We start from the raw sequence: 13,704 nt of genomic DNA, 5'->3' as shown, positions 1-13,704 counted from the left end.
GATGACTGTACTTAATTTGATTCGACCTGAATTATTAAATTGCCCAAGTTACGCTTTGAGTGGAGAACAAGCATTGCATCGATTGCATGCAAACGAGTTGCCTTGGACTCCTATTTCAATGGATCAAATACAACTCAATCACTATCCAGATACGAATTTGGAGTTAAAACTGAAAGATCAATTAGCACGGTGTTATCAAATCAATAGCAATCAGCTCACTATTACCAGGGGTGGTGATGATGCCATTGATTATCTTACTAGGATATTTTTAACTGCGAGAAAAGATGCTTTAATGCAATTCTCACCTACTTTTTCCATGTACTCCTATTATGTTCGCCTGCAACAAGGAGAGTTGATTGATTGTCCACTAGCAGTAAGCGATGATTTTTCCATTTCGTTTGAGCGCCTAAAACAATACTGGCAATCCAACTGCAAAATTATCATGTTCTGTAATCCGAATAATCCAACCGCAAATTCAGTGGATTTAGACCTAATAGCCCTTACCTGTAAAACTTACTCCAATCAATCCGTCGTAGTCGTTGACGAAGCCTATATTGAGTTTGCTCAAGACAAAAGCGCTCTATGTTTACTTTCTCAATTTGAAAATTTAATTCTCTTAAGAACTTTATCCAAAGCACACGGTCTTGCGGGTTTACGTCTTGGAGCAATTATTGCACAAGAGCACGTTATTGAAGCGATAAACAGAGTGATTCCACCCTATATTCACTCAAGTCCAAGCCTAGCATTATCCTCAAAAGCCATCGAACAAAGCGATTGGGTAAACAAGGTTTTAACGCAATTGATTCCGTCCCGTACTTACTTAATTGAACAATTGAAACAGATAATTTGCATTAAAAAGGTTTATCCCAGTGAAACGAATTTCATCCTTGTTCAAAGTGATTTTGCTTATGAGCTTGCTCAGTTCTTAGATGAAAGAAGTATCAGTGTTCGAACATTTTCCCCCACTTCAGTTCTACATGACCATTTAAGAATTACTGTAGGAAGTGACGAACAAAATAAACAACTCATTGACTCTATAGCTCTGTTTAATCAGCAGTCTCAGGAAAAACCATGAAAAAAATCTTATTTATTGACCGTGATGGGACATTAGTGGAAGAACCTTTTGATTATCAAGTGGATTCATTGGATAAAATTAAGTTAACCAGAGGAGTCATTCCATCTCTGCTTAAATTACAAGAAGCCGGTTTTATCTTCATTATGGTATCTAACCAAAATGGAATTGGAACTCGGACATTTCCAGAGGAAGATTTTGCAATATGTCATGACTTTATTTTGGATTTATTTTTATCTCAAGGCATCAAGTTTGCCGATATTTTTATATGTCCTCACATGCCAGAAGACAATTGTGAGTGCAGAAAGCCCAAAACAGGCTTATTAAATCAATTCCTAATGAATACTCTGATTGACAAACAGTCAAGCTGGGTGATTGGAGACAGAGACACCGATAGAGAGTTAGCGACAAATATAGGAGTACCCTTTCTTCCAATTTCACCTAAACACAATTGGTATGACGTTGAAAAGGCCATTTTAAGTCAATCGAGACAAGCTTCTATTCATCGAAAAACAAAGGAAACGGATATTCGTATTTCCTTAACCTTAGACAGCGATGAACTCAGCTTGATAAATACACCTATACCCTTTTTTAGTCATATGCTTGAGCAAGTAGCAAAGCATGGGGGATTTAGTTTGCAATTAAATGCCCAAGGGGATTTGCAAGTGGACGATCATCATTTGGTTGAAGACATTGCCATTTGCCTTGGAGAAGCATTGAAAAAGGCTTTAGGGGATAAATGGGGAATTAATCGCTATGGATTTACCCTACCCATGGATGACGCTTTAGCCTCTATTGCAATTGACGTGTGTGGACGAAGCTTTTGTCATTTTGAAGCCCCCTTCTCGCGTGAATTTGTGGGTAACCTTGCTACGGAAATGATTCCACATTTTTTTAGCTCTTTTGCGAACTCCCTAGCTGCTACTATCCATGTCAAAGTAACTGGAACCAATCACCATCACATGATTGAAGGCTGCTTTAAGGCCCTAGGCAGATCATTAAGGCAAGCCTGTGCAAAGACAAGCACCGGTATTCCTTCAACCAAGGGGGCTTTATGATTGCAATCATTGATATCACTGGCAATAATTTAACATCGCTGAGCAATGCCATCGCTCGTTTAGGATACAGTTACCAGCTAACTCATGATAGTGATCAAATCCAAAATGCTAGATCGGTCATTCTTCCTGGTGTAGGCACTGCGTTATCGGGGATGAATGCTCTAAACAATTACGGCTTAGTAGACCTTATTCGCTCTCTTAAGCAGCCGGTCCTTGGCATTTGCCTAGGTATGCAATTACTGCTTAAGCACAGCGAAGAAGAAAATGTAGACTGTTTAGGATTAATTCCTGGGACTGCTACAAAACTAAGTCCAAACAAACAAAACCCAGTCCCACATATGGGTTGGAACAAACTGCTTTGGACTAAAAAATCGGTTTTAGCTTCTGATCTATCACCAGAGGAATACGTCTATTTCGTACACAGTTATGCTATGAAAAATAGTGAATATGCAGTAGCTCGATGTCAGTACACCGAAGAGTTCACGGCGATAGTCAACAAAGATAATTTTTTTGGAATGCAATTTCATCCAGAAAAGTCTGCAGAAACTGGCCTAACTCTTTTGAAGAATTTTTTAGAAATGGAGTACGTATGTTAATTATTCCAGCCATTGATTTACAATCCGGACGTTGTGTTCGATTAAAACAAGGGAAATTTGATCAAGTTACTGAATTTAATGATGACCCTGTAGAAAGGGCCTTTTCTTTTGCAAATGCCAAGGCAGGCCGCATGCACATCGTTGACTTGGATGGAGCTCGGACAGGTCAAATGCAACAATTCAATTTAATTAAAACCATGCAACAAGCATCCATTCCAATTCAAGCAGGAGGAGGAATTCGCAGTCTACACACTGCAAAGCTTTGTCTTGAAGCAGGAATTGACTATTTAGTCATTGGCAGTCTTGCAATTACTGAACCTGAATTGACCGTACAAATGATTAACGAATTATCCGCAGATAAAATAGTTCTTGCCTTGGATGTTCGTGTTGAAGGCAATACCCCTTTTGTGGCTACTCATGGTTGGCAAGACAACAGTAAAATGTCTTTATGGCAGACTGTGGACCATTATCAATCTTATGGAATTACACAAATTTTATGTACTGACATAGCTTGTGATGGAATGATGTCTGGACCTAATCTTGGATTATATCAGCAAGCACTTGAGCGATTTCCTAATATAGAATGGCAAGCCTCTGGTGGAATTCGCGATAAACAGGATATTCATCAACTAAAGTCCATGGGCATTTCAGCTGCGATTTTAGGGTTAGCATTGTATCAGGACAAGAGCATTCTGGAGGAGTTATTGCTATGTTAACCAAACGAATTATTCCTTGTCTGGATGTATTAAATAATCAAGTTGTAAAAGGAGTGAAGTTTCGTGACCACCGAATCCTAGGAGATATCCTACCAATGGCTGATTTTTATTCCAGAGCGGGTGCTGATGAATTGGTGTTTTATGACATTTCAGCCAGCAGCGAAGATCGATCAGTTTCTCCAGCATGGGTTCAAAAAATTGCATCCAAGATTAATATTCCTTTTACTGTGGCTGGAGGAATAAGAACTCTTTTGCAGGCAAAATCGGTCTTGCATGCTGGTGCAGATAAAGTATCAATTAATAGTCCCGCAATAGAGAATCCCCGCTTAATTAATGAATTAAGCCATGAGTTTGGAGCACAATGTATTGTGATAGGTGTTGACAGCCAATGGATAAATGATGATTACTATGTCTATCAGTACACTGGTAATGTAAACAAGACAAAAAATACTTTACGAAAAACAAGTGACTGGATTAGCGAAGTGCAGGATCGTGGTGCAGGAGAAGTTGTGCTTAATTGCATGCAATCAGACGGAGTCAGAAGTGGGTACGATATTCAACAGTTGTTGACCATCAGATCCATATGCCAAGTTCCTCTCATTGCATCCGGAGGTGCAGGAAAACTTGCTGACTTTGTTGATGTCTTCATGAGGGCAGAAGTAAGTGGCGCATTAGCCGCAAGTGTGTTTCATGACCATCTCCTGACTATCGCTGAAGTAAAACAGGCATTAAAAAAGGAAAAAATTGAGGTGAGACTATGAATGATTTGGAAATTAACACCCTCGATTGGCAAAAAATGCAGGGTCTTCTTCCCGCAGTTGTACAGCATGCTGAGAGTGGAAAAGTATTAATGTTAGGCTATATGAATCAAGAGGCACTAATTGCCACCGTTACGACTGGGCAATTGACCCTGTTTAGTCGAAGCAGACAACGTTTATGGCGTAAAGGAGAGACTTCAGGAAATACCATGTCAGTTCAACAAATCGATGCCGATTGTGACAATGACAGTCTCCTTATTCAAGTCATTCCCAAAGGACCAACTTGTCACTTAGGATTTAACACCTGCTATCAACCTGAATACACATCTCCCATGGGATTTATTGAAGAACTAGTGCAAATCATTAACGATCGCGCAGAAAAGCAAGACCCATCAAGTTATACCGCTCAACTCATTCAATCAGGAGTCAATTGTTGTGCTCAAAAGCTAGGAGAAGAGGCAACAGAGGTGGTCATTGAAGCAGTGGATAGAAACAAAGAAGCCCTCATTAATGAATGCGCTGATTTAGTTTTTCATTTACTGGTTCTATTAAAAGCTTGTGAAATCAGCTTTTACGAGATCCTTCTTTGTTTGAAAGAAAGAGACCGAAGCGTTCATACCTAGAAAAGGTTAGTACTGAATACAGAGCCGCTCAACAGTGACGTCTAATAGATTTTGACACCCCAGTTAAGAGATAATGAAATTAACAGGGATGTCAAAATCTATTAGACCGTCATACAGGAGCTTATGCAATGAGTTTTGTACTGAGCTAAGCTGTGGATTTCTTATTTAGCTCTTCCTCATGTTGATTAAAAATTAGTTCCACAGCAAGTTGGAAGTCAGTTTGAAGACTAAATATCCTTGTCATTCATATTGCACCAACAAGGTTTACCTCCTAATCCATAATCTATATCAGGTGATATTGCCTTAAACGGAGGAACATTTTTACAGGACTTACGAAAAAACCCAATCTCTTTGTTAAAAGACATTTTTAATTCAGTCATTTAGTCCATCTAAACTCCCTCATTAAAAATGTCTTTTTCCTCGACCTTGGGGTTTTTAGTATGTCCGGTTTTAAAAAATTCCGCTTGCTGACGCGCGCGGCTCCGATTAAGCGGGAGGTGATTGAGGCGTGTATGATTTGATCACTATGGGTGTTGGAGCAAAACCCAGAGCTCGTTACTTACTGGGGTGATCAATGGTGAATTACGTGCAATTGGTTTTGACCCTAGAGGATACCGTTCCCTGTGAGCTTGACTTTAGCTTGCCCAAGGCTTTTAAGCCGTCGATACCTTTTCTAAAATCAAGCGGTTCAATAGCCAATAATATCCTATAGGGATCAGGGTTTTTCGTCAGTCCTGATGGACTTTTTAAATTGGACAATCCGTTGATAGGCTTCTTCGATTCGTTGTTCTGGAATTTCGCCCGTTCGGACTTTCTGCTCGATGATCCGAATAATTTCATCGGAACTTTCAAATTTCTCAACCAGTTGATTTCCAAAGATCAACATGTCTGCACCCGCATTAATTGCCATTGCTATTGCTGTTTCTTCCCCATAATAGTTTGTGATGGCTTTCATTTGCATGTCATCAGTAACGACTACCCCATCAAATTTTAGCTGATTTCTTAGCAAACCGTTTATCATGGGATAAGAAAGACTCGCTGGTACTCCAGTGGCATCTAACTTTCGATTAACAATATGAGCAATCATTACCATTCCACAATGTTTAATCTGTGATAACGAGTGTAAAAAGGGTAATAACTCTTGTTCGCCCCAAGTATCAGTGACATCAACAAACCCTAAGTGTGAATCAGAATACGAACTACCATGACCTGGAAAATGTTTGTATGAACATTGTATATGTTGCTCTAAGAAGTGATCAGAGTAGATCTGAGCATATTGAGTAACAAGCTCCGGGACAATTGAAAAGCTCCTTTCCTTTTTACCAATGATCGGGTTCTCTGGGTTTACATTAAGATCCACATCAGGGAAAAAGTTTAAGTTAAACTCAGAAGTATGTAGAGTTCTTGTCATTAGTTCGGCAAAATAATCAGCTTTGTCGAACCCCATGGTTCCAATTTTTTTTGCTGAAGGAACTTCTGGGAAACCATAACGAGAATGCAGACGATTGACATTCCCTCCCTCGTAATCCACTGAAATCAACAAAGGAAGATCAATTCGATGATGTTGTTTGTTTGCTTGACTGTTAAGTTGTTGCAAACTTGTATTCAATTGTTTTACTTGTTCAGGGCTTTCAATATTCTTATCAAAAGTTTGAGATTGTTGATTGTAGTCAAAGAGGATAACTCCCCCAATGTTGTCTTTGGTGATTGATTGAGCTATAGGGGAGTCTTTATCGACTTGCTTGCCATGAAACCCAATAATAATCATTTGACCAATCTTTTCTCTTAAAGAAATGGGTTGTGCATAAAATTGGCTTGAAAAGAATGCGAGTAAAATAAAAATGAGAGCGGACTTTATTTTCAATTGATTTCTCTATCTTGCCCCCCACCCTTAAACCAAGTCATGGAGGGCTATTGAATCTATTCAGAACAAAGGCTAATGTTACCAAAATAACTCAAATTAATCAAATATCAATCAAAATTGAGTTTGTGAAGATACAGCTGCTTCACATACTTTCTTCATTCCTTGAGAAATTTGTCCCAGAGCAGGAACATCGGCTGCATTTAAATCATACTCTTTTCCAAGCTTAACCGGGTCTGTAAAGCTTAACCAAACTTGGCCTTGAGCGTCTTTTGTAGCCATAATGCGTAAGGGTAAATCCAATGCAAAGGCAGGATTTTTTTGCATTAAAACCGTTCCTTTAGCTGGATTTCCTACAATAATGACTTCTGTGTCAAGGAGTACTTGGTTCGCTTTCTTAGCTTCCTCCGAATGATTAATATGAGCAAAAATCGTCCCACCATTCTTCTTGATAATGGTCATGACTCGTTGGATAGTTTCTTGGACTGAATAAGGACTTTGAATTGTTTCCGACCAAGAGGCACCAGCTGGAGCGCCAAGTTTATTATCAAAAGCAGCAGCGATTTTACGACCTAAAATATCTAAATCGGGTAAATTACCTTTATTTGCTAATAAGGTAACGCAGAGCAATTCATTTGGATCGGTGAATCGACTTAAAAACGATGAATATCCTGGAATGTTGCCTTTTATTTCCATTAAGCCTTTATGGCCAGGGAACCTCCAACCCGCATTGCCTGGTATTGTTAGACCGTTCATAAGAACTGAGCTGTAAAGAAAGGCTCTGTCTTGCGGGTCTTTGACAAGAATATTACCGGCTAAGCCAATGTCCCATAGGCTAACATCCTCAGCAGAAGCAATTATCCCACTGTTTGCATAGGTTGCATCCCAAGATGCTGATGGTGAGGCTGTTAGAGAGTCTCCATTTTGCTCATAACCTTGAGCCAACTCGACTGGATCAATCATAACTGGATTATCAAGAAATTTACTGTGTTTAAAAGGAGTCGTTGTTTGGTTCACTTCATTAGGAATGGAGTTACTGTTTGCAATAAAATAGGTATGTTGCAATCCAAGACGAACAATCTGATTTTGAGTGACGTAGCTTTGATAACTCATCCCGCTCGCTTTTTCGATAATCAGTCCTAACAAATAGAAGTTAGTCCCACTGCTTTGCATTTGGCTGCCTGGATTGAATAGTAATGGTTTGTCAGCAATCAATTGAATAATTTCATCGGGTTGATATTTTTTAGTAAACTCAAATTGGCTTATCGTTGTGTAATCAGCTATTCCCGAAGTCTGCGTTAGCAAATTACGTATGGTGATGGGTTTCCAAGCTGATGGAACCTTGTCTAAAAAGGTATTGATAGGATCGTCTAAGTTGAGCTTACCTTCTTCCTTTAACTGCATTATAGCAACAGCAGTATAAGCAGTCGTTAACTGACCTAGGTTAAATACAGTACGAGTTGAAACCAATAGCTTTTTATCAGTATCTGCTAATCCATAGCCTACCACTCTGGTGATATAAGGCGCTTGCACAATCGCTAATAGCATCCCTGGCACATTATTTCTTTCCATGTATTCTATGATTAAGTCATCAACTGACTTTCCAAAATAGGTAACATGAATATCCCCTCTTCCTTTCCCTGCATAAGCTGATAAAGGATCCATAATCGCTCCTGCTATAATTAAACTGGTTACTATCCCTCTTAGCCAATTTTTCATCATAATTTTTAATCTTTGAAGGTTTTCGTTAATAAATCATAGACGATTTTTACCTTTAAAGCACGGCTAATAACACCGCTGTCAGATAATTACCTTCAGGGAATGCTGCTAAAGTTGGATGGCATCTTGATGGACCATAGACACCAAGGATTCTCACTTGTTTTCCAACGGACATTGCCTGAGAACTTACCAACGAGCAAAACTCTTGTGTTGAAAGTGCGGAGGAGCAATTACATGTCATCAATAAAGACCCCGGTTTCATGTGTTTTAAGGTTTCCTTATGCAAGAAGCGATAATAATTTTTAGCCTTTTGCAAATGTCTCTGGGAAGGGACTAATTTTGGAGGATCCAGTATGACCAAGTCATAGTTTCCAGAGTGAGATAGATAATCTCTCGCATCTGCCTCAATAAATTCAATTTGATTGATTTCATTGGCTTGAGCGTTTGTTTTAGCTTGTAGAATAGCTTGCGCTGAACTATCAATTGCAGTCACGTGAATTGCCCCAGCCTTAGCCGCATGTAAGGCAAAACCACCCGTAAAAGTGTATAAATCGAGCACTCGTTTCCCCTTAGACAGCTCAGCAATACGCCGATGATTTTCTCTTTGGTCTAAGAATAAGCCTGTTTTTTGAGTGCTGCTGAAATCAATACAAAATGTAACGCCCTCTTCCACCACTTGAGTGGTTTTTGAAATACTTTGCTTTTGAGTTTCAGTCCAACCATCTTGTGCAAGAGGTTTCGTTTGTGATAGCCAGATAACTTCATCTTGTGGATACAGTTCTTGTATAATTTGTGTAATAGAGGCACGGTTTAACTCAACCCAAAAAGCCGAACTAGCTACTACACAAAAGTGATTAAAACGGTCTATGGTTAATCCGGACAAACCATCTGCTTCACTATTAAACAAACGATAGGCATTGGTTTGTTCATTGGGTAGGTTAAGACTGGTTCTAACCAAGTTGGCTTGTATTAATCGATGTTTAACCACCGACTTCATGTTCGTTTTATCCATTTCCTCCATCGATAAAGCAAGAACACGGATCCTATACAGTGAATGCTCATTATACACACCAACTCCTAAACTCTCTCCTTGAGCATCTGCTATCTCTATTAACTCACCCGTTTTAGGTTGTCCAATAGATTTGGCGATTGCTTTAGGAAATATCCAGGGATGGCCTTTCAATACAGTACTTTGTCTTCCCTCATTTAAAATTACTTTTGCTTTCATTACTATTTCCCAAAACATAAAAGTCAGTTAATCTACACTATCAACAGATATACCCGCAATGGAAATAAGGACAATTATGCAGCAATTTACAAAATCACTGGTCATATTTATTGGGCTATTCATTGTTAAAGCAAGTATAGCTGGCCCCTGGTTTACTGGTCCATTGTTAGCACCAGCTGGACATACAATACCTGCTGGGCATACAAATTTTGAATTTTATGCCATTAATGTGTTCACTAATGGCCAATACAATAGTTCAGGACAAGTCGTACGGACTCCACTTTTTAGAACCTTTGTTGCCAACCCAATCCTTAGCCATGGTTTTACTGACTTTCTAGATGTTCAAATGACCGTACCCTATGCTTTTAACTCTACACGAGGAGTTAACTACAACCGCTTAACAGACGTTTCTACGGCCATTGGACTTCAATTTTTTGAGCAAAAAGGTGATCCAAAACGCATGGATGTTCGCCTACTCATTCAAGAAACATTCCCTACTGGCCGCTATGATCATCTTAATCCAGCTCTCTTTGGAACGGATGCTACAGGTCTCGGAAGCTATCAAACACAGATCGGACTGAATTTGCAGTATTTACTAGAGGTTTTCAAAGATCATTACTTAAGGACTCGTTTAATCGCCTCTCGAATTTACTCAAGCAATGTCAAAGTCGATGGTTTAAGTAGCTATGGTGGAACCATAAATACTCATGGCACAGTTAAACCTGGTATAGAGAATGACATTGACTTGGCATTTGAATTTACACTTACTCAGAATTGGGTGGCTGTTATGGAAGGCTATCTTTCAACGGGTACATCGACTCGTTTCAACGGTATTTTAAACATTAGCAGCGTAGGTAGCCCTCCTATAGCGAATATCGGAAGTGGCTCTTTCCGTGAGAATGCCTTAGCTCCTGCAATTGAATACAATTTTAACGAAAATATAGGGCTTATCGGAGGAGTTTGGTTCCCTGTAAAAGGGGTGAATACTTCGCATTTTATGACTTATATGCTTGCACTGAATGCTTTTTGGTAATCCTCTATGCGCTACTCCGAAGAAATCAAACATAAATTTTCCTTTGGCCTTGCAGTTGGGGCCTTAGGAGTCGTATTTGGTGACATTGGAACTAGCCCTCTCTATGCCTTAAAGGTGACCTTATCTGGAATACCCATCAATCAGTTTAACGTACTAGGAGTACTTTCTCTCATCTTTTGGTCCTTGATTATCAATATTTCGTTTAAGTATTTAATGATTATTTTTAGAGCAGACAATGAAGGTGAAGGTGGTATTTTAGCTTTATTGGCATTAATGAAACATAAAAGCACGAAATATGAACCAATATTTTACATTCTAGCCATATTCGGTGCTGGATTATTGCTTGGCGATGGAATGCTTACTCCTGCAATTTCCGTAATTAGTGCGGTCGAAGGCATGAGTACCCTTTCGGATAAACTGACCTCTTATATATTACCCATTTCCTGTGTCATTTTGGTGCTGCTCTTTTTGCTTCAAGCAAAAGGAACTTCTCGAATTGGCTATCTTTTTGGCCCGTTGATTTTTATTTGGTTTATAACCATTGCTGTTTTGGGTTTGGTACAAATTATTGAAGAGCCTATGGTGTTGGAGGCTGTATTTCCCACACATGCGATCAGTTTTTTAGTTCATGAAGGATGGCACGCTTATCTTCTTTTAGGGGGTATTTTCTTAGTTATTACTGGCGGTGAAGCCCTTTTTGCTGATATTGGCCATTTTGGCAAAACACCAATACGAGCTTGCTGGTTTGTAGTGGTTTTACCTTGTCTATTACTGAATTACTTTGGTCAAGGGGCTAATTTGTTAGCACATCCTGAAGCGATTGAGAATCCCTTTTACATGCTTGCTCCGCCATGGTTTTATATACCACTTATTTTTTTAGCAACGATAGCAACTGTTATCGCGTCTCAAGCAGTCATTTCTGCCACATTTTCTCTGACAAAACAGGCTGTACTTCTTAGCTTGTCACCCAGAATACCAATCGTACAAACATCAAGGTTTTATTCTGGGCAAATCTACGTACCACAAATTAATTTCATTTTATTTATTGGTACCTTGCTTTTTGCCCTATCGTTTAAAACCTCTGATAATTTGGCTCATGCCTATGGAATAGCGGTAAATCTTGACATGCTCCTAGTCGATGCGATGGTTGCCTATGCCGCTGTGTCAATTTGGGGCTGGTCTAAGCTCAAAACAAGCATCATCTTTGTTCTATTGCTTGGAATTGATTTAGCATTTGTAGGGGCTAACGCGCATAAGTTCTTAACTGGAGGCTGGGTTCCTGTCTCTTTAGCTTTATTCATCGCGTTTATCATGTATACCTGGAAGTATGGACTGGAATACTTGCGCAATAATTTTTACATGAATAAGGAAGATATTTCAAAGATATTAAAGCAGCTACAGTATAAAAGCCTTAACCAATTGCCTGGAGTAACGGCAATTTTTATTACCGATATTTACGATAAAAGTGGCGGGAGCTTTCTTCATTTTCTAAAGCTCAGCCGTTCTGTGCCTGAAAACGTTCTCATAGTGAATTATATGGTTGAGAACATTCCCTACGTTCATTATAGCCAACGCTATGAAGTAGTATGCCTGGACGAACGTGTCTGCAAATTAACCATCCATTATGGATTTATGGAAACGATCTCAATTCCTAGAAGCTTAGAAAAAGCATGCAACAAAAACATACTGCCTTTTAAACTTAATGTAGAGACCGCTACCTTTATGGTTGAAATACCTAATGTAATGGCCTCAAAAGAAAAGAAATCCTTAGCATTTTACTGGCAAGAGAGATTGTTTGCCTTTTTAATGCGTAATTACTCTGCCAATTTAAACATTGAATTCTTTAAACTACCGTATAACAGAACAATTGCAATAGGAACGTATTGCATGTTGTAAGCTGTCTTTTTCATCGAACATAAACTGTTTCCATGCTAGTATTCAAATTTTATTTAAAGGACTTGTCATGTGGTTTAATAATGCGATTATTTTCAATTACACTCTCGATAAACAATATGATTTAAATACTGCCCTTATCGAGGAAGCTTTAAAACCTTGCCCTCCTCATGCCCGCTTTATTTATGGATGGGTTCCCGCGTTTGAAGCAGAAATGGTCCATGAGGTTGCTGGTTCTTCATTGATTTGCCTTGGTAAAGAAGAGCGTATTTTGCCTAGGGGTGTTATTAACAAACTCCTTAAAGAGAGAGTTCAACAGATTGAAGATCAACAAGGACGCAAAATAAAGCGTGCTGAAAAAGCACAAATGGCAGAAGATCTTGAGTTCGAATTATTGCCCAAATCATTCTGTGTACAGAAAAGACAACAGGCTCTTTTAGATACGGTAAGTGGGCGCTTAGTGATCAATACATCAAGCACCAACCAAGCAGCTCAGCTCACTTCTTTTTTAAGAAAATCCGTGTCAGGTATTCAAATAGAACCCATCGCCCTCACTGAAAATCTTGCTTTATCCTTCGCACAGTGGATTCAATCTCCTGAAACACTCCCCCAAGACCTCCAGTTAGCATCGGATTGTTTGCTTTTTTCTCTAGATGATGAAAAGAAACGTGTTCATTGCAAAGGGTATGAGTTACCCGCTGATGAAATATTAACCCTATTAGCTCAAGGTATGGCAACTGCAGAAATTTCTCTCATATGGAAAGAAAGAATTCAATTTACCTTAACGCAAGATTTTACTTTTAAACGTTTGAAATGTTTGGATTATCTTGTGGATGAGCTCAATGAAATAAGAGAACTTGATGAAGAATACCAAAGACAAGACGCTGCTTTAACTATTTTGAGTGGAGAGCTCAGAGAGTTGAGTAGTGATTTGCTGAAAGTATTTAATAAACCTGAAGTGAACCAAGCTGAGAAGAAGGCTGAAGTTGCTGTTGATTGATTTTTGGCGATATAGATTCGTCCGCCCCCTTACGGTTACAGCTCGGTTAGAATTAGTCAGGAATTAGTCAGGGGAATTAGTCAGGGGAATTAGTCAGGGGAATTAGTCAGGGGAATTAGTCAGGGGAATTAGTCAGGGGAATTAGTC

General features: G+C 39.1%; 12 protein-coding genes. 9 read left to right on the top strand and 3 right to left on the bottom strand.

Translation table 11 applies throughout. The annotated features are described in order from the left end of the window. The first annotated feature begins 1 nt into the window (after position 1). From hisC to hisIE, 6 genes are read left to right on the top strand one after another with little or no spacing between them, the layout of a single operon-like run. Complete coding sequence (gene hisC / locus Lwal_RS02150; protein WP_058479292.1) at positions 2 to 1,075, top strand: histidinol-phosphate transaminase; 1,074 nt, start codon at positions 2 to 4, stop codon at positions 1,073 to 1,075. Then, the gene (gene hisB, locus Lwal_RS02145) at positions 1,072 to 2,130 is read left to right on the top strand and encodes a bifunctional histidinol-phosphatase/imidazoleglycerol-phosphate dehydratase HisB (protein WP_058479291.1); all 1,059 of its coding nucleotides are present in this window, start codon (positions 1,072 to 1,074) and stop codon (positions 2,128 to 2,130) included. Before hisC ends, hisB begins: the two co-directional genes overlap by 4 nt. After that, positions 2,127 to 2,726: an imidazole glycerol phosphate synthase subunit HisH gene (hisH, locus tag Lwal_RS02140; protein ID WP_058479290.1), complete on the top strand. Its 600-nt coding sequence runs from the start codon at positions 2,127 to 2,129 to the stop codon at positions 2,724 to 2,726. The genes hisB and hisH overlap by 4 nt, the downstream gene beginning before the upstream one ends. Beyond that, the gene (gene hisA, locus Lwal_RS02135; RefSeq protein ID WP_058479289.1) at positions 2,720 to 3,442 is read left to right on the top strand and encodes a 1-(5-phosphoribosyl)-5-[(5-phosphoribosylamino)methylideneamino]imidazole-4-carboxamide isomerase; all 723 of its coding nucleotides are present in this window, start codon (positions 2,720 to 2,722) and stop codon (positions 3,440 to 3,442) included. Before hisH ends, hisA begins: the two co-directional genes overlap by 7 nt. After that, complete coding sequence (gene hisF / locus Lwal_RS02130) at positions 3,436 to 4,203, top strand: imidazole glycerol phosphate synthase subunit HisF (protein ID WP_058479288.1); 768 nt, start codon at positions 3,436 to 3,438, stop codon at positions 4,201 to 4,203. The genes hisA and hisF overlap by 7 nt, the downstream gene beginning before the upstream one ends. Next, entirely contained in the window at positions 4,200 to 4,823 is a 624-nt protein-coding gene (gene hisIE / locus Lwal_RS02125) for a bifunctional phosphoribosyl-AMP cyclohydrolase/phosphoribosyl-ATP diphosphatase HisIE (RefSeq protein ID WP_058479287.1), read from the top strand. The genes hisF and hisIE overlap by 4 nt, the downstream gene beginning before the upstream one ends. Positions 4,824 to 5,538: 715 nt before the next feature. On the opposite strand, the gene Lwal_RS02120 is transcribed toward hisIE, so the two are convergent. From Lwal_RS02120 to Lwal_RS02110, 3 genes are all read right to left on the bottom strand, one after another. Beyond that, positions 5,539 to 6,687 (bottom strand): glycoside hydrolase family 3 protein, encoded by a 1,149-nt coding sequence (locus Lwal_RS02120; RefSeq protein ID WP_058479286.1) that lies wholly within the window; start codon positions 6,685 to 6,687, stop codon positions 5,539 to 5,541. Between the two features lie 111 nt (positions 6,688 to 6,798). After that, positions 6,799 to 8,406 (bottom strand): serine hydrolase, encoded by a 1,608-nt coding sequence (locus Lwal_RS02115; protein ID WP_083500012.1) that lies wholly within the window; start codon positions 8,404 to 8,406, stop codon positions 6,799 to 6,801. A gap of 52 nt (positions 8,407 to 8,458) precedes the next feature. Next, positions 8,459 to 9,631, bottom strand: a complete 1,173-nt coding sequence (locus Lwal_RS02110) for a class I SAM-dependent rRNA methyltransferase (protein ID WP_058479285.1) — start codon at positions 9,629 to 9,631, stop codon at positions 8,459 to 8,461. A gap of 76 nt (positions 9,632 to 9,707) precedes the next feature. Here Lwal_RS02110 and Lwal_RS02105 point away from each other — a divergent pair, with 76 nt between their 5' ends. From Lwal_RS02105 to Lwal_RS02095, 3 genes are all read left to right on the top strand, one after another. Continuing rightward, positions 9,708 to 10,664 carry a hypothetical protein gene (locus Lwal_RS02105; RefSeq protein WP_058479284.1) on the top strand — a complete coding sequence of 319 codons (957 nt, stop codon included), beginning with the start codon at positions 9,708 to 9,710 and terminating at the stop codon, positions 10,662 to 10,664. Between the two features lie 6 nt (positions 10,665 to 10,670). Beyond that, positions 10,671 to 12,560, top strand: a complete 1,890-nt coding sequence (locus Lwal_RS02100; protein WP_058479283.1) for a potassium transporter Kup — start codon at positions 10,671 to 10,673, stop codon at positions 12,558 to 12,560. A 67-nt stretch (positions 12,561 to 12,627) separates the two neighbouring features. Then, positions 12,628 to 13,557: a recombination-associated protein RdgC gene (locus tag Lwal_RS02095; protein ID WP_058479282.1), complete on the top strand. Its 930-nt coding sequence runs from the start codon at positions 12,628 to 12,630 to the stop codon at positions 13,555 to 13,557. The last annotated feature ends 147 nt before the right edge of the window (positions 13,558 to 13,704 follow it).

Origin of the sequence: Legionella waltersii (genome assembly GCF_001468085.1) — a bacterium.
GTDB lineage: Bacteria > Pseudomonadota > Gammaproteobacteria > Legionellales > Legionellaceae > Legionella > Legionella waltersii.
This window is presented reverse-complemented; position numbering and strand designations above follow the sequence as displayed.

Coding starts and splice junctions, on each gene's coding strand:
- hisC (WP_058479292.1), top strand. CDS start 2: ATGACTGTACTTAATTTGATTCGACCTGAATTATTAAATTGCCCAAGT.
- hisB (WP_058479291.1), top strand. CDS start 1,072: ATGAAAAAAATCTTATTTATTGACCGTGATGGGACATTAGTGGAAGAA.
- hisH (WP_058479290.1), top strand. CDS start 2,127: ATGATTGCAATCATTGATATCACTGGCAATAATTTAACATCGCTGAGC.
- hisA (WP_058479289.1), top strand. CDS start 2,720: ATGTTAATTATTCCAGCCATTGATTTACAATCCGGACGTTGTGTTCGA.
- hisF (WP_058479288.1), top strand. CDS start 3,436: ATGTTAACCAAACGAATTATTCCTTGTCTGGATGTATTAAATAATCAA.
- hisIE (WP_058479287.1), top strand. CDS start 4,200: ATGAATGATTTGGAAATTAACACCCTCGATTGGCAAAAAATGCAGGGT.
- Lwal_RS02115 (WP_083500012.1), bottom strand. CDS start 8,406: ATGATGAAAAATTGGCTAAGAGGGATAGTAACCAGTTTAATTATAGCA.
- Lwal_RS02110 (WP_058479285.1), bottom strand. CDS start 9,631: ATGAAAGCAAAAGTAATTTTAAATGAGGGAAGACAAAGTACTGTATTG.
- Lwal_RS02105 (WP_058479284.1), top strand. CDS start 9,708: ATGCAGCAATTTACAAAATCACTGGTCATATTTATTGGGCTATTCATT.
- Lwal_RS02100 (WP_058479283.1), top strand. CDS start 10,671: ATGCGCTACTCCGAAGAAATCAAACATAAATTTTCCTTTGGCCTTGCA.
- Lwal_RS02095 (WP_058479282.1), top strand. CDS start 12,628: ATGTGGTTTAATAATGCGATTATTTTCAATTACACTCTCGATAAACAA.